General features: G+C 61.0%; 20 protein-coding genes. 6 read left to right on the forward strand and 14 right to left on the reverse strand.

Annotation, left to right across the window (positions count from 1 at the left end; translation table 11 throughout):
* Positions 1-237 precede the first annotated feature (237 nt).
* Entirely contained in the window at positions 238-996 is a 759-nt protein-coding gene (locus J5274_RS26760) for a phosphatase PAP2 family protein (RefSeq protein ID WP_142825072.1), read from the forward strand.
* A 26-nt stretch (positions 997-1,022) separates the two neighbouring features.
* Here the strand turns inward: J5274_RS26760 and J5274_RS26765 are convergent, their stop codons facing one another.
* Positions 1,023-1,466 (reverse strand): response regulator, encoded by a 444-nt coding sequence (locus J5274_RS26765; protein ID WP_224127996.1) that lies wholly within the window; start codon positions 1,464-1,466, stop codon positions 1,023-1,025.
* Positions 1,467-1,798: 332 nt separating this feature from the next.
* Here J5274_RS26765 and J5274_RS26770 point away from each other — a divergent pair, with 332 nt between their 5' ends.
* Both J5274_RS26770 and J5274_RS26775 read left to right on the forward strand, forming a co-directional pair.
* On the forward strand, positions 1,799-3,799 hold the full coding sequence (locus J5274_RS26770; RefSeq protein ID WP_142825070.1) for a glycosyltransferase family 39 protein: 2,001 nt from the start codon (positions 1,799-1,801) through the stop codon (positions 3,797-3,799).
* A gap of 177 nt (positions 3,800-3,976) precedes the next feature.
* On the forward strand, positions 3,977-5,140 hold the full coding sequence (locus tag J5274_RS26775) for a glycosyltransferase (protein ID WP_142825069.1): 1,164 nt from the start codon (positions 3,977-3,979) through the stop codon (positions 5,138-5,140).
* A gap of 42 nt (positions 5,141-5,182) precedes the next feature.
* Here the strand turns inward: J5274_RS26775 and J5274_RS26780 are convergent, their stop codons facing one another.
* The 10 genes from J5274_RS26780 to J5274_RS26825 form a co-directional block, all read right to left on the reverse strand.
* The gene (locus J5274_RS26780; RefSeq protein WP_142825068.1) at positions 5,183-6,883 is read right to left on the reverse strand and encodes an ABC transporter ATP-binding protein; all 1,701 of its coding nucleotides are present in this window, start codon (positions 6,881-6,883) and stop codon (positions 5,183-5,185) included.
* Entirely contained in the window at positions 6,880-7,824 is a 945-nt protein-coding gene (locus J5274_RS26785; RefSeq protein ID WP_142825067.1) for an acetamidase/formamidase family protein, read from the reverse strand. The genes J5274_RS26780 and J5274_RS26785 overlap by 4 nt, the downstream gene beginning before the upstream one ends.
* A 62-nt stretch (positions 7,825-7,886) precedes the next feature.
* Positions 7,887-9,521, reverse strand: coding sequence for an ABC transporter substrate-binding protein (locus J5274_RS26790; protein WP_142825066.1), 1,635 nt, complete (start codon positions 9,519-9,521; stop codon positions 7,887-7,889).
* A gap of 30 nt (positions 9,522-9,551) precedes the next feature.
* Entirely contained in the window at positions 9,552-10,472 is a 921-nt protein-coding gene (locus J5274_RS26795; RefSeq protein ID WP_142825065.1) for an ABC transporter permease, read from the reverse strand.
* Positions 10,472-11,320, reverse strand: coding sequence for an ABC transporter permease (locus J5274_RS26800; protein ID WP_142825064.1), 849 nt, complete (start codon positions 11,318-11,320; stop codon positions 10,472-10,474). The genes J5274_RS26795 and J5274_RS26800 overlap by 1 nt, the downstream gene beginning before the upstream one ends.
* Positions 11,320-11,901, reverse strand: coding sequence for an ANTAR domain-containing response regulator (locus tag J5274_RS26805; protein WP_142825063.1), 582 nt, complete (start codon positions 11,899-11,901; stop codon positions 11,320-11,322). The genes J5274_RS26800 and J5274_RS26805 overlap by 1 nt, the downstream gene beginning before the upstream one ends.
* Positions 11,898-13,034, reverse strand: coding sequence for a transporter substrate-binding protein (locus J5274_RS26810; protein ID WP_142825062.1), 1,137 nt, complete (start codon positions 13,032-13,034; stop codon positions 11,898-11,900). Before J5274_RS26810 ends, J5274_RS26805 begins: the two co-directional genes overlap by 4 nt.
* 195 nt (positions 13,035-13,229) lie before the next feature.
* On the reverse strand, positions 13,230-14,252 hold the full coding sequence (locus J5274_RS26815) for a zinc-binding alcohol dehydrogenase family protein (protein ID WP_142825061.1): 1,023 nt from the start codon (positions 14,250-14,252) through the stop codon (positions 13,230-13,232).
* 132 nt (positions 14,253-14,384) lie between these two features.
* Complete coding sequence (locus J5274_RS26820; RefSeq protein ID WP_142825060.1) at positions 14,385-17,531, reverse strand: efflux RND transporter permease subunit; 3,147 nt, start codon at positions 17,529-17,531, stop codon at positions 14,385-14,387.
* A gap of 8 nt (positions 17,532-17,539) precedes the next feature.
* Positions 17,540-18,745 carry an efflux RND transporter periplasmic adaptor subunit gene (locus J5274_RS26825; protein WP_142825059.1) on the reverse strand — a complete coding sequence of 402 codons (1,206 nt, stop codon included), beginning with the start codon at positions 18,743-18,745 and terminating at the stop codon, positions 17,540-17,542.
* Between the two features lie 205 nt (positions 18,746-18,950).
* On the opposite strand from J5274_RS26825, the gene J5274_RS26830 reads away from it, so the two are divergent.
* Positions 18,951-19,616, forward strand: coding sequence for a TetR/AcrR family transcriptional regulator (locus tag J5274_RS26830; protein WP_142825058.1), 666 nt, complete (start codon positions 18,951-18,953; stop codon positions 19,614-19,616).
* 18 nt (positions 19,617-19,634) lie between these two features.
* Here J5274_RS26830 and J5274_RS26835 read toward each other — a convergent pair whose 3' ends face one another.
* The 3 genes from J5274_RS26835 to J5274_RS26845 form a co-directional block, all read right to left on the reverse strand.
* Positions 19,635-19,880, reverse strand: a complete 246-nt coding sequence (locus tag J5274_RS26835; protein WP_142825057.1) for a hypothetical protein — start codon at positions 19,878-19,880, stop codon at positions 19,635-19,637.
* 258 nt (positions 19,881-20,138) lie between these two features.
* Positions 20,139-20,597, reverse strand: a complete 459-nt coding sequence (locus J5274_RS26840) for a helix-turn-helix domain-containing protein (protein WP_111221020.1) — start codon at positions 20,595-20,597, stop codon at positions 20,139-20,141.
* Between the two features lie 183 nt (positions 20,598-20,780).
* On the reverse strand, positions 20,781-21,083 hold the full coding sequence (locus J5274_RS26845) for a hypothetical protein (RefSeq protein ID WP_142825056.1): 303 nt from the start codon (positions 21,081-21,083) through the stop codon (positions 20,781-20,783).
* A 203-nt stretch (positions 21,084-21,286) separates the two neighbouring features.
* Here J5274_RS26845 and J5274_RS26850 point away from each other — a divergent pair, with 203 nt between their 5' ends.
* Both J5274_RS26850 and J5274_RS26855 read left to right on the forward strand, forming a co-directional pair.
* Positions 21,287-22,300: an ABC transporter substrate-binding protein gene (locus J5274_RS26850; RefSeq protein ID WP_142825055.1), complete on the forward strand. Its 1,014-nt coding sequence runs from the start codon at positions 21,287-21,289 to the stop codon at positions 22,298-22,300.
* 97 nt (positions 22,301-22,397) lie between these two features.
* Positions 22,398-23,216, forward strand: a complete 819-nt coding sequence (locus tag J5274_RS26855; RefSeq protein WP_142825054.1) for an ABC transporter ATP-binding protein — start codon at positions 22,398-22,400, stop codon at positions 23,214-23,216.
* Positions 23,217-23,230: the final 14 nt, after the last annotated feature.

The raw sequence follows: 23,230 nt of genomic DNA on the forward strand, positions 1-23,230 counted from the left end.
TCATCAACCTTTCACACGGGCGCGGTAGGCAGATGCCGGAACGCCGCTGGGTTGGCACAGCAGGGCGAGGGTGCGGGGGGCTGACAGCAGTGTGCAAGGGTGCAGCCAGATTTCCTCTGGCGCTTCAGGCTCCTGTCAGCGTCGAGCGATATCCAGCAGTATAGCTGCAGATGATCGTGGGCGTCGAACGCAGCAAGGCAGGTGGGATAAAACACCGTAAGCGAGAATATTGTGCCGATGTCTGATTTGACGAGCGTTGCTGCCCCGCAAGCCTATACGGCGAGAAGCCGCGTCATATTTATGGTCACGTTCGTTCTCTGGTGGGCAATCCTCGCTCTGTTCAACGCCTTTCCTTCCATCGATATCGCCGTCGCACAGCGGTTCTTCACCGGCACAAATTGCAGCATATTCGACGCCGTCGGCCGGACCTGCGGCAGTTTTGCCTACGATGCCAGCCCGTTTTTCACAGCCGCGCGCAACGTGCTCTTCGTGCTTCCCTACATCGCAGTCGCCGTCTTGATTGCCGACCTTGTCCGCTGCAAATTCACTTCCGCTGCGGACTGGAAGAGCCCGAGGGTGATGCTCAGCCTGACAGCGCTGATGTCTCTCGCGCTCGGTTGCGGCCTGACCGTCAACCTTTTCCTGAAGACGTTTTCAGGCCGCCCACGCCCGCGCGAGACGTCCTGGTTCGGAGGCCAGCTGGATTTTGTCCAGGCGGGTTCGTTCGCAGGGAAATGTCTCAAGAACTGCTCTTTCGTGTCGGGAGAGGCATCGTCGGCGGGATGGCTTTTCTGTCTCATCCTTCTTTTGCCGGCACGCTGGCGCCTGACGCTGGGATTGCCCATGGCCTTTATCTCCCTCGTCATCCCCGTGATGCGCGTGCTCACGGGCGCGCACTATCTCTCGGATGTCATCCTTGGCTGGTTATCGTCCGTGGTGATTTTTGCGGGAGTTCTGGCGGTGGCCGAGGGCATGACCAGCCGCCGCTATCTCTGAGCGTCCACGGTCAAGCCAGAAAATTTTCAATCAAAGTGACTGACGCTCTTCTTTGAAACGCCATTTACCGTGCGCAATCCGCATCCGGCGATCGTCTTCAGCGACGGCCACCAGGGTGAGATCCCCTGAGGCCTGGCAAAACGGCGAATACGGACAAGAGCATCGCCAAGGTCGAAGGGCTTCGTCAGGTAGTCAATCGCACCGTTTTCCAACCCCTCGATCCTGTCGGAAGCTTGGTCGTAAGCGGACAGGATAATGACAGGGATGTGCGGCGACGTCTGCTGCAAGGAACGGAGCAGACAGAGCCCGCTTCCGTCAGGCAGATGCAGATCCAGCAGCACCAGAGCGTACGACCCCTCGTCTGCGGCGACGCGGGCGGCCTCAAGGGTCAGCACCCAGTCCACGTCCCATCCATCCGCTACGATGTGGTCGTGCAGCGCATCGCCGATGAGGAAGTTGTCCTCGACCAAAAGAATACGCAAATCCGCTACCCCCGAAGCATTAGCGTCGGTAGATGCACGTTTATACTGACATTCACCTGAAATTGTTCTCGATCAATGCGCCCCGCCAAATACCGGTGACACTCGACTGGGGCGCGCTGTTTGCCTCCCCGGAACAGGCAGGTTCAGGCGTCTGTCAGCTTTGCGCAAGATAGTGAACGGCAACCGTCATCGGTCCGTCTTGCTGTGGTCGACTTCAAAGTGCCGCCAGCCCAACAGACTGGCCTCAGAGAAAGCCGTACTCCGAACATGACCAGTTTTGCCCGTTTCAACCTGTTGGTCCCCGGTCTGTCGTGCGCGACGTGACGACGCCTGCGATGGTGGCCGGAGGTACCGGCTCAGTTGCCAGGCAAGCGCTCGACATTTCCGTGGAGCAACGATCCGGGCTCGCAGCACGTCCTCTCCTCTGGGTGAGCTTGACGGCCTACGCTATCGACGTGCTGCTCTTCGAGATACTTTTCGGTCTCGGCATCAGCCTGCCGGTGGCATTGGCCGCGAGCTTTGCTGTGGTGTCGACCTTTTCCTACATTCTGCACTCCAGAGCGGCAGCCGGAGGAGGCGTCTGGCATCAGCTTGGCCGCTACGTGGCAATCTGCTTTCTGGGGTTCGGACTACGCGGCGGGGTATTTGCGGACGCGATGGCGTTGCTGACATGGTCGCCGTCAGCCGCAATCGTCCTCGGTGCCGGCGCTTCTGCGATTGCGTGCTATTTCGGCAATCACTTTTTCGTCTTCCGGATGACGTGGCCTTCCTCGGCGCTGGCGCGCTGGCAGTCGGCGGCAGCTGGCGTGTTGTCCTATATGCTGGCGCTGCGTCTCGCATATATCGGCGTCGTCGATCTTCTGCCGGAAGAGGCCTATTATTGGAACTTCTCCCGCCATATCGACATCGGCTACCTGGATCACCCACCGATGTCCGCGTGGATGATCTGGCTTGGGACCGCGCTTTTCGGCGATACCGAATTCGGCGTCCGCATCGGGGCCTACCTTGCGTGGATCGTTACGTGCTTGTTCGTCTACCGCCTGACAGCCCATCTTTTCGACAAGACGACCGCGATTGTCGGGCTTGTCCTCACCGCCGTGCTACCCGTCTTCTTTTACACCGGGTTCCTGATGACACCGGACGTGCCCCTGACTGCGGCCTGGGCAGGGGCGCTGTACTTCCTCGAACGGGCGCTGGTTGCAGACAAGCGCAATGCCTGGTGGGGCGTGGGGGTCTGTGCCGGTCTCGGCATGCTGTCGAAATACACGATTGCGCTGCTCGGCCCCGCAGCCCTGATCTTCATGCTCATCGACCCGCGAGCAAGGCGATGGCTGATGAGGCCGCAACCCTATCTTGCAGCTGCGACGGCGCTTTTCCTGTTCAGCCCTGTCATCTACTGGAATGCGACACATGGCTGGGCGTCTTTCGCCTTCCAGAGCACCCAGCGTCTCGCCGACACGCCGGCTTTTTCCCCCCCGGCGCTGGTCGCAAGCGCGGCATTGCTGCTAACGCCGCTTGGGCTCATCGTCACAATCGCAGCGCTGGCCTCATGTCTTCGCCGCCTCGTCACGGCGCAGAAAACCGATGTGCAGATGAGACGAAGGACGCTGTTCATGCTGGTGTTCACGTTGACGCCCCTGTCGGTTTTTGCAGCGTTCAGTCTCGGGCATGAGGTGAAGCTCAACTGGACGGGACCGGTGTGGCTCGCGATCCTGCCCGCCGTCGCCGCGACCATCATCGACGCCAATTCCGGTTCTTCCAGGATTGCCGCAGCGCTGCGCCGGTCCTGGGCGCCGACGCTGCTTGGTACGCTGGCCATATACGCCGTGTGTCTGCACTATCTGGTCCTCGGGCTGCCGTTCGCGGGCCATCTCGGAAACATCCGCACATTGCCGGTGGCCTGGGACGATCTCGGCCGCGAAGTCGGCCTGATCGAACGGTCTGTCGAGGAGCAGGCGGGCCAGAGCGTGCTTGTGGCAGGCATGGACAAATACTTCGTTGCCAGCGAACTCGCTTTCTACAACAGGCGCGACGGCAACGTTGCGGGCAACTCCGTCGGCGCCGGTCCGCTTGGCAACGATAGTCTCATGTACGGATATTGGTACAGGCCTGCGGAAATGCAGGGCCGCACCATCATGCTGGTCAGCCTGAAAAAGAGCGACGTCGATAAACCCGGCGCGGGACGCTACTTCGATCGCCTCACGGATATCCAGACGCATGGCGTCAGCCGGAATGGCGTTACCATCGGCAAGTTCTACTACCGCATTGGATATGGCTATCGGGACTGCGCCTCGCCGGCGGCACAATGCCCGTCGCAATGAGCACCCCGATCGAATTCGCATGCAGCGCTTCAGTTTGTCGTCAGGGTAAGGGTGCAAGAGTGACATGATCAGACAGTCCGCGTCGCCGACAGAGACTGAGCTTGGTGTTCGTATTCCGGCAGCCGATCCAAAGGCCTGATGCCACCGCCGGATTAACGCTCGAAGGTCGTAAGATTGATGAATGTAAGTGTCTCTGCCGCGCGCCTTGTCGAGGACGATCTCTCGGCCATCAGCGCTCAAATTAGCCTCGATCACATCGGTCCCGAGCTTTCCATCGTCATTCCAACGCTGAATGAGCGCGAAAGCGTCGCCATTCTCGTCGATCGGCTGCGCGCGACGCTGGCCGGTATCGACTGGGAGGTGATTTTCGTCGATGACGATTCCAGCGACGACACCATCGGCCAGGTTCGCGCCCTTTCCGTCAACGACCGGCGCATCCGCGGCTTGCGCCGCGTCGGCAGGCGGGGGCTCGCCGGCGCCTGCATAGAAGGTATCCTATCCAGCTCCGCACCCGTGGTTGCCGTCATGGATGCCGACCTCCAGCACGATGAAACCCGGCTGGCGGAAATGTTCAACGTTCTGCGCACCGGCAACGCTGACCTCGTCGTCGCCAGCCGCTACATTCAAGCGGACGGCGCATCGGACGGGCTTTCGAGAATTCGCCATGCCGGCAGCCGGCTTGCGGTGGGAATGGCGCAGTCACTGCTGGGAGTGCGGCTCAGCGATCCGATGAGCGGGTTTTTCATGATCCGTCGCGAATTCGTCGAGGCAGTGGCGCCGCGCCTGTCGAACCAAGGCTTCAAGATATTGCTCGACATCGTCGCGTCGTCGCCGAAACAGATGCGAATCGAGGAAGTGTCCTACGCATTCAGCCCGCGCTTGCACGGTGTCAGCAAACTCGATGCATCGGTGGTGTTCGAATATCTCGGGCTTCTCATCTCCAAGGCTTCTGGCGACTTCATCTCTGCGCGCTTCCTGGCCTTCTGCCTGGTCGGCTCCACGGGCCTCGTGGTCAACCTCGCCTTTCTGCGCATACTGCTCGGGGCAGGGCTGGACTTTCCAACGGCGCAGACTGCCGCCATGCTCATCACCATGGTCGTGAACTACACCCTGAACAACGCTCTCACCTACAGGGACAGGCGCCGGCACGGGTGGCGGTTCGTGACCGGGCTCGGCATGTTTGCAGCCCTCTGCAGTTTCGGCGTCTTTGCCGGTGTCGGCGTGTCGACTGCATTCTATAATAGTGAACCACGCTGGTGGTTGGCCGGCCTCGCAGGTGCCGCCATCGGGGCTGCCTGGAACTACTTCACCAACTCAGCCATTACCTGGCGCAAGCGCTAAGCCGGGCCGGAAACCAGGCATTGGTCTGGTTTCCGGATTTTCTCATGACTGCTGGACTGCCAGCCTGCGGCCACGGGCGCGCGGATCAGGTGCGGGAACGGCGGCCAGAAGGGCCTGCGTATAGGCATCCTTCGGCGTCTCGAACACCTGGCGGCGCGTGCCGCTCTCGACGATTTTACCGTAGCGCATGACCACGACATGGTGCGACATCCGCTCGATGACCGCCATGTCGTGCGAAATGAAGAGATAGGCGAGACCCATCGTCTCTTGCAGTTCGAGCAGCAGGTCGAGAACCCGCGCCCGCACGGAAACGTCGAGCGCTGCCACGCTTTCGTCAGCAACGATCAGCTTCGGTTCCAGTGCCAGGGCGCGCGCGATACAGATGCGCTGGCGCTGGCCGCCGGAGAACTCGTGCGGATAGCGGGTTGCGGCATCGGGCGTCAGGCCGACGCGGCGCAGCAGCTCTGCCACCCGGTCGCGACGCTCCGATTTGCTGCCAATGCCGTGGATAATCATCGGCTCGGCAACCGCAGCCCCCACCGCCATGCGAGGATCGAGCGATGCATAGGGGTCCTGGAAGATCATTTGGGCGGAGCGGCGAACCGGCTGCATGTCGCGCTGGCTGAGTCCCCCTATATTGCGACCGTCGATCACAACGTCGCCCTGGTAGGGAATGAGGCCGAGCACGGCTTTGCCCGTCGTCGACTTTCCCGAGCCGCTTTCGCCGACGAGACCAAGCGTTTTGCCGGGCAGGATGTCGAAGGATACGCCATCGACCGCTGCCGCCGGCTTGGCTGTCTTGAGGAGCCAGCCTGACTGGCTGCCGTAGGTAACGGTCAGATTGCTGACGTTGAGCACCGGCGTCCGGTCGAGCGGCGTCGGTGCGACCAGGCCTCTGGCGGTGACGCGCGGTGGACCGTCCGTGCCGGCATGGGCGCCAAGACGCGGCACGGCCCCCAGCAACTCCTGCGTATAGGCGTGGGTCGGGCGCTCGAAGATATCGATCGCAGCTCCCTTTTCGACCATGCGGCCGTTTTGCATGATCACGACGCGATCCGCCATTTCCGCCACAACCCCCATGTCATGGGTGATGAGGATGATCGAGGTCCCGAACTCCGATTTCAGCTCTCGCATCAAACTCAGGATCTGTGCCTGGACAGTGACATCAAGCGCCGTGGTCGGTTCGTCGGCGATCAGCACCTTGGGGCGGCAGGAGAGCGCCATGGCGATCATCACCCGCTGTCGCATCCCCCCGGAAAGCTCATGGGGAAACTGCTTCAGCCGCCGCGCCGGATCGGTGATCTGGACGGCGTCGAGCATGCGCAGGGCGGAAGCCACAGCGCTTGCGGTGTCGCTGTCCTGATGCTCGCGGATCGCCTCTGTCAGCTGGTCGCCGACTGATATCACCGGGTTCAGCGAGGTCATCGGCTCCTGGAAGACCATGGCGATCTCGCCGCCGCGCACCTTGCGCATCGCCCGCTCCGGCAAGGACAGCAGGTCGCGGCCGGCGAGCATGATCTTGCCGGACGCCACCTGCAAGGATGCTTTCGGGAGCAAGCCCATGACGGCGAGCGAGGTTACCGACTTGCCGGAACCCGATTCGCCGGCAAGGCAGAGGGTCTCGCCGGTCATGAGATCGAAATCGATGTCGTCGAGTACCCGCCGCCGGCCTTCCGGCGTGCGGGCATCGACACACAGGTTTCTCACCGAAAGCGCGGCGGGCGACGAGGCTGTTTCCGTCACGCGAACACGATCCTCGGGAAGTAGAACGACACCACCCAGTTCGGCATGTCGACGATCTCGCTGATCCGGAGGTCGCCGCAGACAGAGCACAGCATGTAGGCATCGACCGGGCTCATGCCATGCTCTTCGCCGAGCAGGTCGATCATCCGCATCAGGGCTTCCCGCGCACCGGTCATCAGGTCCGGCCCGATGCCTGTCGTCACCTCATAGCCAGCGCCGTCGAGATGGCGGGTGACCGGCTCGGTTGTCGTAAAGCGCGGGCTCTTCAGGCGCGCATCCTTGACCAGCTCGATCGTCGCCTCGACATTCATCTGGCTTTCGATAGCCGTGCCACAGACCTCGCCGTCGCCCTGCGCGGCATGGGTATCGCCGATCGAGAACAGCGCACCCTCCACTTCGATCGGCAGGTACAGCGTTACGCCGGCGCTGAGATCCCGGATATCGAGATTGCCGCCGACATTGCGTGGCGGCACGACGGAGTGCAAACCTGGGGCGGCAGGGGCGACACCGATAGTTCCGGCAAAAGGCTTCAGCGGTACGCGACCGCCGGGGCCATAAAGGGCGGGCGTCATGGCGTTGGCATCATAGGACCACATGTGCAAAGCAGGGTCGGGAAACTGGTCGGCCAGAAGTCCAAACCCTGGAATATTGGCGGTCCAGCCGAGGCCCGACGGCACGAAGCGGCGGAGCGTGACCTTCAATGCGTCCCCCGGCATCGCGCCCTCCACATAGACAGGGCCGGAGACCGGATTGATCTTGCCGAAATCGAGTTCCTTCAGCGATGCCAGGGTCGCGTCGGCGCCCAGCTGTCCGCCGGACGAATCCATGCATTCGAAATGGATCGTTTCACCGGGTTTGGCGACGACAGCGGGTTCGAAATCCCGGTTCCAGCCGAAATTATGCTGGGCGCGGTGAATGGTGTGGGTGCAGACGATGCACATGCTTGCCTCCGAAGATTGAGCCTCCCCGGGGCAGTGCCCAGGGAGGTATTGAACCGATCGGCTTACTTCTTGACGAAGATCGCTTCGTAATCGATGACGCGGGTCGGATCGATGTAGATCTCATCCGGTCCGCCCATCCGCTTCGACTTGGCAACAACCCGGCGCTCGTTGAACACGGGGATCCACGGCGCATCCTTTTCCTGGATCTCGGTGAAGATCTTTTTCCAGGCTTCGTTGCGCTCCGCAGCCTTGGCAGGCAGCGGCATGGCGTCGGCCGCCTGGGCGCGCGGTTCGATTTCCTTGTTGCAGTACCACGACCAGTTCCAGCCACCGGCGACGGCACTGCCGCAGCCGAGGATCGGTCCGTAGAAGTCGGAAGGATCCGGGAAGTCGGCGATCCAGCCGAGACCGCCCGACCATGCCATCGGCGCCTGGCCCTGCGTACCGCCGGCAGCGATGACGTTCGGATTGGCAAGCGCCTTGATCTCGACCTTGACGCCGACGGCGGCGAGATCCTGCTGGATCGCCTGGGCGATGCGCGGCTGCGGATCGGTGTTGGAGGTGTAGAGCTGGGTCGTGAAGCCATCCTTCAGGCCGGCCTCGGCCAGCAGTGCCTTGGCTTTCTCGACGCTGTAGGCATAGCCCTTGTAATCCTTGTCGTAGCCCGGCATCAGCGGCGGCAGTACCTGGTTTGCCGGCACGGCGCGACCGTTGATGATGCGAACGATGCGCTCCTTGTTGACAGCCATGTTCAGCGCCTGGCGGACCTTGACGTTGTCGAGCGGCTTTACCTGCGTGTTGAGCGTCACATAGCTCGTTTCCAGCTGCTGACGATCCACGATCATGCCTTCGAAATCCTTCGAGTTCTTCATCTCGAGGTATTTGGCAGGCGGGATACCGTCGCCGGCAACATCGACTTCGCCCTTCTGCAGACGCAGCAGCGCCACGAGCGGCTCCTGGCCGATTTCGACCGTGTAGCCATCGATATGCGGGCGGTCCTTGACGAAGTAGTCAGGGTTCTTCTCGAACACGAGGCGCTGGCCGACCGTCCATTCCTTCAGGATGAAAGCGCCGGAGCCGACCGGCTTCTTGCCGAAGTCGCCGTTCGCCGCCTCGACTGCTTCCTTCGGAACGACGGAAGAGAAGTTGAGGGCGAGCACATTGAGGAACGTCGCGTCCGGCTGCACCAGCGTGAACTTGACGGTGTGGTCGTCAACGACAGTGATGCCATCGAGCGTCTGTGAGGTGCCGGCGGTCATCGCGTCGGAGCCGACAATCGAGTGGAAGAAGCCGGCGCCAGGGCCCTGCGTCTTCGGATTGACGGCGCGCTCGATCGAATATTTGACGTCCGCGGCGGTCACTTCGCGGCCGTTGGTGAATTTAACGCCAGCGCGCAGCTTGAAGGTGTATGTCTTGCCGTCCTCGGACACCGTGTAGCTTTCGGCCAGCGAAGGCTTCAACTCGGTCGTGCCGGGCGTGTAGTCGACAAGGCGCGAGAACATCGCGTTGATCATCGACCAGTTCTGCCAGTCATAGCCAATGGCCGGATCGAGCGTTGCGATGTCGTCCTTGTAGGTGACGACTATCTTTCCGCCGTCGACAGGCTTGTCGGCAGCCTGGACGGCGAGCGCCGGCACCAGGGAGGTGGTCGCGAGCATGGCAGCCAGAGCTGCACGTCGCAGGAAGGTTTTTGTCATTGGTGAACTCCTCTGTTGGTTTTTGCTTGGTTATTGCGCGCGGATACGCGGGTCGATGAACGGAGCGACGATATCGGCGATCAGGTTGCCGATGACGATGGCGAGGGCCGAGACGATGGTGACGCCCATGATGATCGGGATATCGACCTGCTGGATGGCCTGCCATGCGAGCTGGCCGATGCCTGGCCAGCCGTAGACGGCCTCGACCACGACGACACCGCTCATGAACTGGCCGATATCGATGCCGATCATGGCGATGATCGGCAGGATGGCGTTGGGCAGGGCATGACGAAAGATGATCCGCGACGACGACAGGCCCTTAGCGCGCGCCGTGCGCACATAATCCTGGTTGAGCACGTCGATCATCGCCGAGCGCACCATGCGCGCATACCAGCCGGCACCGAGGATGCCGAGCGTGACGGCCGGCAGCACCACATGATTGGGCGTGCCGTAGCCGCTCATTGGGAACCAGCCGAGCGTCGCCGCAAAGACGTAGAGGAGCAGCAGTGCAACGACGAATTGCGGGGCGGACACCCCGACGAAGGACGCCATCATCACCAGCCGGTCGACAAAGCCACCGCGGCGCACGGCGGCAATGGTCCCGAGCGTGATACCGAGGACAACTTCGACCAGGATGCCGGCCGCCATGAGGATCAGCGTCGCCGGTAGGCGGGCGAGGATCAGCGGCAGCACGGATGTCTTCTGCGTATAGGAGCGACCGAGATCGCCATGCAGGATGCCACTGAGATAATGCAGGAACTGCAGCACCAACGGCTGGTCCAGCCCCAGTTCATGGCGAATGGCGGCGACGGTTGCCGGTGTAGCGCTGCGGCCGGCGATCAGTACGGCAGGATCGGCCGGCAGTGCGTAGAGCAGCAGGAAGGTGATGGCGCCGACGCCGAGCAGGATGAGTGCCGCCTGAACAAGTCGGCGGAGAATGAGAAGGGCCATCAGCCGCGCCCTCTCTGGGTCGGATCGAGAATGTCGCGCAGCGCATCGCCGACGAGGTTGAACGACAAAGCGGTCAGCAGGATCACGGCGCCCGGAATGAACACCAACCAGGGGGCGGATTCGAAGTAGCTCTGGCTCTCGAAGATGATATTTCCCCAGGAGGGCTGCGGCGGCTGTACGCCGATGCCGAGGAAGGACAGCGTCGCCTCGAGCAGCACCGTCGTTGCGATACCGAGCGTGCCCCAGACGATCGCCGTCGGCATCAGATGCGGCAGGATGTGCAGAAGCAGGATACGGCCGTGGCCGGCGCCCAGCGAGCGCTCCGCCATCATGAAGTCGCGCTCCACCAATCCGCGCGTCTCGGTATAGACGATGCGCGCGACCTGCACCCAGTTGACGAGCGCGATGACCATCGCCACGATCCACAGGCTAGGGTGCAGCAGGGCCGCCAGCACAATGGCAAGCAGCAGGGCCGGAAATGCCATCATCAGGTCGGTGAAGCGCATCAGCAGATTGCCGAAGAAGCCCCCCACATAACCAGCGACAATACCAATGAAGAGGCCGATGGCGACCGCAATGCCATTAGCAACAAGGCCGATGACCAGCGAGGTGCGAGCGCCGAACAGCAGCCGGGAGAACAGGTCGCGGCCGAGCGTATCGGTGCCGAGCAGATAGGGGCCGCCGGGCGGCAACGGCGCGCCATCCAGCGACAGGCCATCGAACATCTGGTCATCGGGGCTGAAGGGCGCCAGCAGCGGCGCCGCGATCGCCATAACGACAACGGCGATGACGATGATCAACCCGAACAGCGCCGAGGGCTGGCGAAACATCGATTTCAGGACACGCATCAGACGGCCTCCGGCAAGGGTTCGGAGCCGCCGAGAATGAAGGCCGCCAGTTGTTCCATTGGCAATCTACGCTGCATGGCCGAGCCGCGCAGGATCGTATAGGCCTGCTCTTCCCCGACGCCCCGCGCCTCCATGATCTTTTGCACGGCGGCATGAACGAGCGGTCGCATGCGTACGCGCTCCTCCAGACGATCCATCTTCGAGCGCGTCGCCATTCGCTCCTGGTGGATGGAGACCGCCATGACCAGCGCCGGATAGACGGCCGAGCTTGCAACCGGCTTGGCAATGATCGCGCCGGCACCCTGTTCGAGCGCCCAGGCAATGCGGCCCGGTGCTTCCGAACCCAGCAGCGCAATCACAGGCACCGCCGGATGCGCGGGTGCCGAGGCGAGCAGCCCGTCCCAGCCCTGATCGGCATCGACGATCACGAGGTCCGGACGTTCCATGGCAGAGAGCGGCTCCCAGCGCAGCGATGTGCTGAGGCCGAGAAGTGTCAGCTGGCGGATCAAGCGCTCGGTGTTGCTGTCTTCCCTGTGCAGGATCGCGGCGTGCCAGCCAGTGAAATTCGGTGTTTCCCTCATGAAACCACCCGCAACTTCGGCTCCGCAATCGTGTGACGCGCAGTCAGATATGGGTCGGCAGGGATGGCCGAACGCGAGGCGATGACATCGAAACCATTGCCGGCATTGATCCGTCCGAGATGAAATGGGAGGGCCGCGTGGTTGGTCTGCCGGTCGATCGCGAGCGGACCGAACAGGCTCGGCCAAGACGCGCCATGAAGCGCCCGTCGCACTGCCTGCGGCTCGTCGCTACTGGCTGCGATTATGGCCTCGACGCAAAGTTTGACAGCAGTATAGGCGCTGGCAAAAACGCTGGACACGCCGCGCTCCGGCCCGAAAGCCGCCGCCACGCGGCTCTTGAACTCAGCATTTTCGGGCGACACGATGCTGGCGAAATAGGAGGCGGCGCAAAGCTGCCCGACGGCCGCACCTGCGGCGATATCGGCAAGTTCGCACTCCATCAGATCGCAGCTGACGACCGGGCAGTTCTCCGGCAGGAAGGCCGGGTCCCGGTCTGAAAGCCCGCGGATGGCCGCCAGAAATGCATAGCTGGAGGGGCCAATCAAATTGTTGAGGATGAAGCTCGGCCGGCGCTCGGCAATATCCGCGACGATGCGCTCAACCGCAGTCTCCTCGAGCGGCAGATAGCGCTCGCCCAGCACCTCGCCGCCAGCCGTGGAAATCAACTCGCGGGCCAGCCGGTTCATTTCCCAGCCCCACACATAGTTGGCGCCGACGAGGTAGGGGCGCTTGCCGTACCGGGGGATGAGATGCTGGAAGAGCGGCAGCAGGTGCTGGTTCGGGCAGCCGCCGATATAAATGACGTTCTCGTTGGCCTCGAAACCCTCGTAGGGGCACATGTACCAGAGTAGGCCGTCATGCTTTTCGACCAGCGGAATGATTTCCTTGCGCGCCGCCGAGGTGATCGTGCCGACGATATGGCGGCAACCTTCGTTGCGCAGCATATGGCGGGCGCCATCCAGATAGGCGGAAAGATCAGCGCGAGGATCGGCGAAGACGGGCTCTAAGCGCAGCCCGCCGGTGGCAGCAAATTCCTCGATGGCACATTCGGCACCGTCGCGCGCATCCCGACCCATCGACGCATAGGGCCCGGTCGTCGAAAAGAGGATGCCGATCTTTAGTGCGTCGATCATTGTTCAATACCCAAACGCGAAAAACCCCACGACGCGGATCCCATCTTGGATGGGGCATCATGGGGGCGAAACTGCCCGGCGACATCGAAGTCATGTGTTAAGATTTGCCTATTCGGCAGGCCTGAGTAAAATACAGGCATGCCGTCTTTGTCAAGCGTCCTGGCGCGCGTTTAAAAGCAAAGATGCGCGCAACCCCTAAACGTTGCGCTCTATGATGATCTTCAGGGCATTGCGGTTGCCGTCCCAATAGGGAAGGGCCGTTTCAGCGTCGTCGAAGGCTACCACCTTGCTGATCAACGCATCGGCGCTTTCGCCGATTTTTTCGAGATGCGTGGCGACGGCCAGGAAGTCCTGCATCATGGCATTGCGAGACCCCATGATGTCAAGTTCCTTGAGATTGAAGAACTGCGTCTGGTAAGTGACCGGCGCCTTGGAATAACCGACATAGACGACCCGACCACCAAAGCAGGCGATATCGACAGCCTGGGTGAAGGTAGCGGGCAGGCCGACCGCCTCGAACGCGACATCGACGCCATCCTCGTTTGTCCACGCCATGACGCGCGCCACCACGTCCTCGCTGCCGGCATCGATCGTCTCGACGGCGCCGAACTGCATGGCGAGAGCACGTTTCTCCGGGCTGAGGTCGACCGCGATAACTTCAGCACCACGGGCGACGGCGGCGATCAGTACGCCCATGCCGATCATGCCGCAGCCGAGCACTGCGACGCGGTCGCCACGGGCAACGCGGCCGCGCTCGACGGCGTGGAAGCCGACGGACAATGGCTCGACCAAGGCGAGATGGCGGGGCGGCAGCACGTCGTTGAGGATGAGCTTTTCAGCCGGCAGGACGATTTCCTCGGCGAGGCCGCCATCCTGCTGGACTCCCAGCGTCTTGTTGTAACGGCAGGCATTCACCCGGCCTTTTCGGCAAGAGGTACACTTGCCGCAACTGGTATAGGGCATGACAATAACGCGCCGGCCTGCCGCATAGTCGGCGGAGACGCCTTCGCCTACTTCCATGATCACACCGCCAATTTCATGGCCCGGGATGCGCGGAAGCTGGACCAGCGGGTTCAGACCCTTGAAGGTGTTGAGATCGCTGCCGCAAAGGCCGATATGGCGGACGCTGACGCGCACTTGGCCGGGCCCGAGAGGCGCGGCCTCGATCTCCTGAAAACGCGTTACGTTTTCCGCTTCGATACGCAGTGCCTTGATCATGATCCCTCCCTGTCCCGTCACGTCTCCCGAACGGGCATGTCCTCTGAAGCTGTCATAGCGACTTCCTCCCGGAATCGCTACAGCCCGGGAGCGGTCTTTTGACGGCTCCCGGGCTGTGCTTTCAGTCTCGTTTTAGTGGGTCGCTTCCGGCTTCACGTCCGGTGCTGCGACATCCTCTTCAGGCTTCTTGCCCTTGAAGATCCGCCGTGTCGTGACGAACAGCAACGGAATGAAGAATACGCCGAGGATGGTGGCCGCAAGCATGCCGCCCATGACGCCGATACCGATCGAATTCTGGCTGCCGGAACCTGCGCCACTGGCGATGGCAAGCGGCATCACACCGAGGATAAACGCGAGAGACGTCATCAGGATCGGCCGCAAGCGTTGCCGCGAGGCTTCGAGCGTTCCGTCGATCAGGCTCTTGCCATTTTTCTGCTGCTCCAGCGCGAACTCGACGATCAGAATGGCGTTTTTGGCGGCCAGGCCGATCGTCGTCAGCAGGCCGACCTTGAAGTACACGTCATTCGACTGACCGAAGAGGGTCGCCGCCAAAAGGGCCCCGAAGATGCCGACCGGCACCGACAGCATGACAGCGAGCGGGATCGACCAGCTCTCGTACAAGGCTGCAAGCGCCAGGAAGACCACAAGGATCGAGATGGCGTAAAGCTTGCTCGCCTGGCTGCCTGACAACTCTTCCTGCTCGGACAATCCTGTCCATTCCAGGCGGAAGCCAGGTGGCAACTGCGACACCAGCTTGTTGACTTCGTTCATCGCATCACCGGAGCTGACCCCCGGCGCTGCAGCACCTTGGATCTCGACTGCGGAAGAGCCGTTATATCGCTCGAGACGAGGAGAACCGAAGCTCCAGCTTCCCGTGGCAAAAGCTGAGAACGGCACCATGGAGCCTTCGGAATTTCGAACATACCAGCGATCGAAATCCTCAGGCTGCATCCGGAAATCCGCATCGGCCTGAACATAGACCTGTTTGACGCGGCCCCTGTCGATGAAGTCGTTGACGTAGCTGCCGCCCCAGGCGGTTGCCAGCGTGGTGTCGATGTCGGCTAGCGAGATATCCAGTGCGCTCGCCTTTTCCTGGTCGATCTCCACCTGATACTGCGGCTGATCCTCCTGGCCGTTCGGTCGGGTACCGACCAAGAGCGGGCTTTTGGACGCCATGCCGAGCAGCTGGTTGCGGGCTGCCATCAACTTCTCATGGCCTTGGCCGTTGACGTCTTGGAGGTAGAAGTCAAACCCGCTGGAAGAGCCGAAACCGGGAATAGCCGGTGGCGCCAACGCGAAGACGCTACCGTCCTTGATTTTCGAAAACGCCCCCATGGCGCGACCAGCAATTGCCTGGGCCTTGGATTGCGGAGTCGTGCGGGACGCGAAATCCTTCAGCTTGATGAAGGCGAGACCGATGTTCTGCCCCTGGCCACCGAAGCCAAAGCCGGCAACGGCAAAGACGCCGTCCACATAGTCTTTCTCGGTATTCAGATAATAATCGCGCACCTGTCCCAGCACTTCCTTAGCGCGGGCATCGGTGGCTCCCGGTGGCAAGGTGACGCTGGTGATCAGGATGCCCTGGTCTTCGTCCGGCAGGAACGAGCTCGGCAGACGCGTGAACAGAAAGCCGACACCGACGACGATCAGCACGAATACGACGAGGCCGACCCAGCTGCGCCGGATAATGCCGCCGACGCCGCGCTGATAGGCATGGCTGCCGCGATCGAAATTGCGGTTGAACCAGCCAAATACGCCCTTGGTCTTCGAACCGTGCTTCGGCTTGCGCAACAGAGTGGCGCAAAGTGCCGGCGTCAGGATAAGCGCGACGATGACCGAGAGGATCATGGCCGACACGATGGTCACGGAGAACTGGCGGTAGATGACGCCGACGGAGCCCGCGAAGAACGCCATCGGGATGAACACAGCCGATAGCACAGTCGCGATACCGACAAGCGCGCCGGTGATTTCGCCCATCGACTTGATCGTCGCATCGCGTGGGGAAAGGTCTTCCTCTTCCATCACGCGCTCGACGTTTTCAACCACGACGATGGCATCGTCGACGAGCAGGCCGATCGCCAGCACCATCCCGAACATGGTCAAGTTGTTGATCGAGTAGCCGAACAGCGACAGGATGCCGAAGGTTCCGAGCAGCACCACCGGTACAGCAAGCGTCGGGATCAAGGTTGCCCGCAGGTTCTGCAGGAAGACGAACATCACGATGAACACGAGGACGATGGCCTCGATCAGCGTCTTGACCACGTCTTCGATCGACAGCCGCACGAAAGGCGTCGTGTCGTAGGGATAGACGACCTCGACATTGGCCGGCAGCGTCTGCTTCAGGGCGTTGATGGTCGACTCGACCGCTTCAGCGGTGCTGATAGCATTCGCACCGGCTGCAAGCTGGATGGCAAGACCGGCAGACGGATGGCCGTTATATGTGCTCGAGCTTGCGTAGCTCTTTGCGCCGAGTTCGACGCGCGCCACGTCGTTGATGCGGACAAGCGAACCGTTCGGAAGGCTTTTCAGAATGATGTTTTCGAACTGCTGCGGTGTCTGCAGGCGGCTCTTGGCCGTTACAGTTGCGTTCAGTTCCTGGCCCTTGCGCTGCGGCAACGCACCCAGCTGGCCGGCTGCGACCTGGCTGTTCTGGGCTTCGATGGCGGTTGAGACGTCGCTGACCATCAGCTGGTACTTGGCCAGCTTGTCCGGATCGACCCAGATGCGCATGGCGTAGTTAGAACCGAACAGCGTCGTGTCGCCAACGCCCTCTACACGCTTGATCGTATCGTTCAGGGTGCTGTCGACATAGTCGGCCAGATCGTTGGCATTAAGCTTGTCGTCCATCGACACGAAGCCGATAACCATCAGGAAGTTGGAGGTGGATTTCGAGACGGTAATACCGGTGCTGGTAACGGAATTGGGCAGCTGCGACTGGACGAGCGACAGCTTGTTTTGCACCTGAACCTGTGCGGTATCAGGATCGGCGGCATTGGTGAACGTCAGCGAAATCGAGGTCTGACCGGTCGAGGTCGACGTCGAGGTCATGTAGTCCAGGTTATCGATACCTGTCATGCCCTGCTCGATGACCTTGGTCACCGAGTTTTCGACCGTCGACGCATCGGCACCGGTGTAGTTGGCCGTGATGCGCACTGTCGTCGGAGCGATCTGCGGATACTGCGAAATCGACAGTGTCGTGATCGCAAGTGCGCCCGCGAGCATGACGACGATGGCGATGACCCACGCGAAGATGGGGCGGTCGATGAAGAAACGTGACATCGTGCAGCTTACTCCGCGATGCCGCTGGCGGCACCCTTGTCGGTATTTACGAGGCTAGCCTGATCCGTCGACTTTTTCGGGTCAGCCGAAGCCTGCTTGATGTTGCCGGTCGCGTCGTCGATGGTCACCATCGAAACGTTGACGTCCTGCCCATCCTTGACGCGCTGGCCGCCTTCGATGATCACCCGATCGCCGTCCTTCAGGCCTTCGCTGACAAGCCAGCTGTTGCCATAGCTGCGCTGGACGACCAGCGTCCGGGCCTGGACCTTGCCTTCGGGCGTCACGAACATTGCTGTCGGTTCGCCTTTGGTGTTGCGAGCCACGGCGCGCTGCGGAACGAGGAAGCTGTTCGGAGCCACACCCTCTTCGATATTCGCCCGCACGTACATGCCGGGCAGAAGAGTGCGGTCCGGGTTGGGGAAGATAACCCGGACGCTGATCGTGCCGACGGTTTCAGCCACAGTTGCGTTGGCAAACTGGAACTTGCCCGTTTCCTTGTAGGTCGAGCCGTCTTCCAGCGTCAGGTGCACGGCAACATTGTCGCCGCTGGTCTTCAGGCGGCCTTCGTCGACAGCCCGGCGGAATTTCAACAGGTTGGTGCTTGACTGCGTCACATCGACATTCATCGGATCGAGCTTGTTGATCGTCGTCAGCGCTGTCGTCTGGTCGGCAGTCACGAGCGCGCCGACGGTAACGGTGGATGCATCGACGCGACCGTCGATCGGAGCGCGGATCTTCGTATAGTCGAGATTGATGCGGGCGGTTTCAAGTGAGGCCTGGGCCGACGCGACGTCTGCCTTCGCCTGCAACAGTGTCGAGTTGGCGTCGTCGAAATCCTGCTGGCTGACAGCATTCTGCTGGCTCAAACCCTTGTAGCGATCGACCTTCGCCTGCGCGCTGGGAAGTGCACCCTGCGCCTTCTGAAGCGCCGCCACGGCGCTGTCGTAGGATGCCTGATAAGGCCTGGGGTCGATCTCGTACAGGATATCGCCCTGCTTGACTTCGCTGCCTTCCTTGAAGTTTCGGCTGCGAATGATGCCGCCGACCTGCGGGCGCACGTCTGCCGTCAGGTAGGCGGAGGTTCTTCCCGGCAGTTCCGCCGTAATCGCGACGGATTGCGGGTGCAGCACTATCGCGGAAACCTCGGGCTTAACCGCCGGCGCGTTGTTCTGTCCGGATTTCTGCTCGTTGCAACCGGCAACCAACAGGGCCATACCAAGGCCAGCCGCAGCGAGCGCAACTACCCTGCCAATCGACGCGCTCCGGCCCCGGGCCGTCGGAGCAGACGAGCGTTGCGACACATGCGAAGAGGAGGCGGAGTTTTGCACGTTGCGGTTTCCAGTCCTGTTATTTACAGTACGACACGGTATGGCAAATATATCTGTAGCCGTTAATGTCAATTGCTCCCGGAGTTTGTCAATGAAAAATCAGACTCAAGGAACGGTTGCTGCAGAAGCTGTCCGTCGCCCGCGTGGCCGTCCGCAGACTGCAAGCGACGACACACGGCGCAGGATGATCATTGCCGAGGCTCGCAGCACCTTCCACCAGATGGGTTACGCCGGTACGACAATGGATCTGGTCGCAATGCGCTGCAAAGTCTCCAAGCAGACACTCTACAAGCTTTTTTCCAGCAAGACAGAGCTTTTCATGGCGATGATCGACCTTCATCGCGCATCGATGGTGGCACTTCCGCGCGACGAGACAGAGACACTGCCGCTGATGGAAACGCTTGAGCAAATCTTCATGATCGACATCGATGAGGAGGTCGACAGGGATCGCCAGGCGTTCATTCACTTTATCGTGGGAGAGGCGGAGAGGTTTCCGGAAATCGGCGGGCTGCTGCACAAACACGGCCTGCAGCAATCGCGAACCCTCCTTGCGGAATGGCTGCGGATACAAAACGAACGCGGGCGAATCAGCATCCGGAATACCGAAAGCGGTGCCCGTATGCTGCTCAGCATGGTGATGGGAGCGCTGGCTCCCATGCCGGGCAATCTAGACCACTGGCCAAGCCGCGAGGCGAGAAACGAACATCTACGCTGTTGTTTCGAAGTCTTCCTCAAGGGCGCGCTGCCGCGCCCTTGAGGAAGCTATGCGGACGGATCAGTGGCGCTGCGCCATGGCGCAGACCTCGTCGTCCATTTCGCCCATCAGAGACTTTGGATCACGGGCCGCATACATTTCCTGCAGCACGGCGCCAAGCGCCAGATCCAGGCACCAGACTGGAAACTCGGCATTCATTCCCTTGGCGCTCTCGCGGGCATAGGTGATGAGCCGCGCAATCGATGCCAGTTCCTTTAGGGTGTCGGAATCGATCTCTCTGTTTTCATTAGGAAGTATCGTTGTCATTGCTGCCCCACATGCGCTGCCGAAGTTGTTCGCATTCCGCGGTTTCTATAGCGCAGACACTGGACATTGGCGCGTGACAACAGCCGTGACACAGCGTTTGGGTGCGGCTCATTTTTAGTTACAACTTTAAAAGGAATTTATAGATGAGAGACTCGCCAATACGCCTGTAAAGGCATGTGGTGTTATCAAAAAAAACGCACGCCCTGATTTCATAGGGCGCGCGTTCTGGATCAGCTCAGCGGTCAAACGACCGTGCGTTCAATGGTGCAGTGTAATGGGAGCTTCTGTCGTCACAGCGACTGCTGCCGGTGCGGCTTCGGATGCGTCGGCAAGGGATGTCACGAGCGTCAGGATTGACTGGCGAATGCCGGCGTCACCGATTTTCATAAAAGCCTTGTTCAATCCCAGCCCCTCTTTCGAGGTCAGGAATTCGGAGAGGTCGTCGAGGCCGTTCAAGTGCCCGATGCCATCCGTCGTGATGGACTGGGAATTGTCCTGCTGGAAGAAAAAGCTGACCTGGATCGCCAAAACGCCGGCAATTGTCTGCAGCCTGCTGGCACCAATGCGGTTGGTGCCTTTTTCGTATTTCTGGACCTGCTGGAATGTAACGCCGATCTGGTCGGCAAGCCTCTCCTGGCTCATACCCAGCATCAGGCGTCGCATACGAACTCGTGAGCCGACGTAAATGTCGATTGGGTTTGGTACTTTTGCAGTCACTGCACAGTCTCCTGGATCAAAAGGCGATGACAACCCTAACATTCAGCCACTTGGAATGCTCAGGAAAACGCTGCGGTACGATATATGCCAAATTTGTTCGAAAAACGACACCTGTTGCGTAAAAAACGCGCTCTGTATGCAAATTTCACAAACCGCATATATTTTGATCAGCGAGCGCAGCGCCTATCGGGGCTGGATAGCCGAGGATGAGCGGCAGTTTCGAACCGGGCAGCTGGGATTGTCGCTGGTCGGAACATAGGCGCTGGCGGCATAGGATCCGAAGTCGCATTTGGCGCTGTCTGTTACGTAACGATCATAGACCTGTATGTTGCTGCGGCGCGAAGAATAGCGCAGCAGGACTGCCTTTTCCCTGGCAATAATCTGCTGCACGTCGCCGCATGTACGGTCCGTGGAGATGTAGCGCGATATCGCCAGCGCGGGGGAGGCGAGGCAAAGCAGGGCCAAGGCTGCAAGCGCAATTTTCATGTTTGTCCCTCTTCGGTCGTCAGCAATATATTCGGTCTAGCGCTTTCGCGCAGGCATCGCGAGTAAAGATTACGGGATGTGTCGCGTAAGTTTTCCACTGAAAGCGGAATGAAAGGTTGGAGCGCTAAGTTGCAGACGCATCGTGGAGGAGCCCATGCCCGACAAGGGCTGAGAACGGTGCCAACAACAGGAGGAGATATTCCATGCGTTCCAACGCATTTTTTCATTGCGTCGCCCTTTCCGCCATCATGGCCGCTGCATCGCTCGGCGCAACCACCGCTGCAAAGGCTGCTGACAAGATCACCATCATGGTCGGCGGTTTCGAAAAGCAGATCTACCTGCCGGCCAAGCTGACGGAAGCACTCGGCTACTTCAAGGACGAAGGCCTCGATGTGGAGCTGCTGAACGAAGCGGCCGGCGTCGACGCCGAGAACCAGCTGCTGGCCGGCGCCGTTCAGGGCGTGGTCGGTTTCTACGACCATTGCGTCGACCTGCAGGCGAAGGGCAAGTTCGTGGAATCCCTCGTGCAGTTCAGCCAGGCGCCCGGCGAAGTCGAGCTCGTGTCGACCAAGCATCCCGAAATCAAGTCGCCAGCCGATTTCAAGGGCAAGAACCTCGGCGTCACCGGCCTCGGCTCGTCGACCAATTTCCTGACGCTGTACATGGCATCCAAGGCAGGCCTGAAGCCGGGCGACGTTGTCACCATTCCTGTCGGCGCCGGCGGCACGTTTATCGCCGCGATGCAGCAGGACCAGATCCAGGCCGGCATGACCACCGAGCCGACAATTTCGCGCATGCTTAAGACAGACGAGGCGAAGATCCTTGTCGACATGCGTACCGTCGAATCGACTCGCGCCGCCCTAGGCGGCACCTATCCGGCAGCCTCGTTTTATATGGAGAATGCGTGGATCGACAGCCACAAGGAAGAGGCCCAGAAGCTGGCCAACGCCTTCGTCAAGACGCTGCGTTTCATCAACACCCATTCTGCAGCCGAGATCGCCGACAAGATGCCGAAGGATTTCTACGTCGGCGACAAGGACGGCTACATCAAGGCGCTCGAGGCCGGCAAGGGCATGTTCACGCCTGATGGCGTGATGCCGGAAGATGGTCCGAAGACAGTCCTGACCGTGCTCTCGGAGTTCTCGAAGAACGTCAAGGGCAAGCAGATCGACCTGTCGAAGACGTACACGACGGAATACGTCAAGAACGTCAAGTAAACGCTTTTGCCCGCTTCCGGCAGACATCGGAAGCGGTCCATCGATCGTCCGGGGCAAGGCGTGCACGCCCCTAGACAGGCACGCACCAGGTATGAAAATGCAACAGGATAACGCCCAGGGACCGGCGATCGAGCTGATCAATGTCAGCCGGCGCTTCGTCTCGCCGACCGGCAAGTCGCTGACGGCACTTCGCGATTTCAACATGACCGTGGAACGCGGCGAATTCGTCGCCGTCGTCGGCCCGACAGGCTGCGGAAAGTCAACGACCCTCAATCTCGTAACCGGCCTTAACAAGCCGAGCGCCGGCGAAGTCCGCCTGATGGGCGGTCCGGTCGACGGCATCGATCCGCGCGTCGGCTTCGTCTTCCAGACGGATGCGCTGTTTCCGTGGAAGAACGTCATAGACAACGTCATGGCCGGGCCGCTGTTTCGCGGCAAGTCGAAGGCGGAAGCCGAGCGCCTCGCCAAGGACTGGCTGGCACGCGTCGGTCTCACCCGCTTCCTGCACCATTATCCCCACCAGCTTTCAGGCGGCATGCGCAAGCGCGTCTCGCTGGCCCAGACCTTCATCAACGAGCCGGAAATCCTGTTGATGGACGAGCCCTTCTCGGCGCTCGACGTGCAGACACGCACCGTCATGCATGAAGAACTGCTGAAGCTTTGGGCCGAACGCAAGGCGTCCGTCGTCTTCGTCACCCACGATCTCGAGGAGGCCGTGGCGCTGGCCGACAAGGTCTACGTGCTGACAGCAGGACCGGCGACGGTCAAGTCGGTCTACAAGATCGATCTGCCGCGTCCCCGCGTCGTCTCGGAAATCCGCTACGAGCAGACCTTCATCGATTATTGCAAGACCATCTGGGAGGATCTCCGCCAGGAGGTCGAGACCAGCTATAGCCGCGCCAGCGAAGCAGCCTGAGGGAGGATCGGATC

Origin of the sequence: Rhizobium sp. L51/94 (assembly GCF_019355555.1) — a bacterium.
Classification (GTDB): Bacteria; Pseudomonadota; Alphaproteobacteria; order Rhizobiales; family Rhizobiaceae; genus Rhizobium; species Rhizobium rhododendri.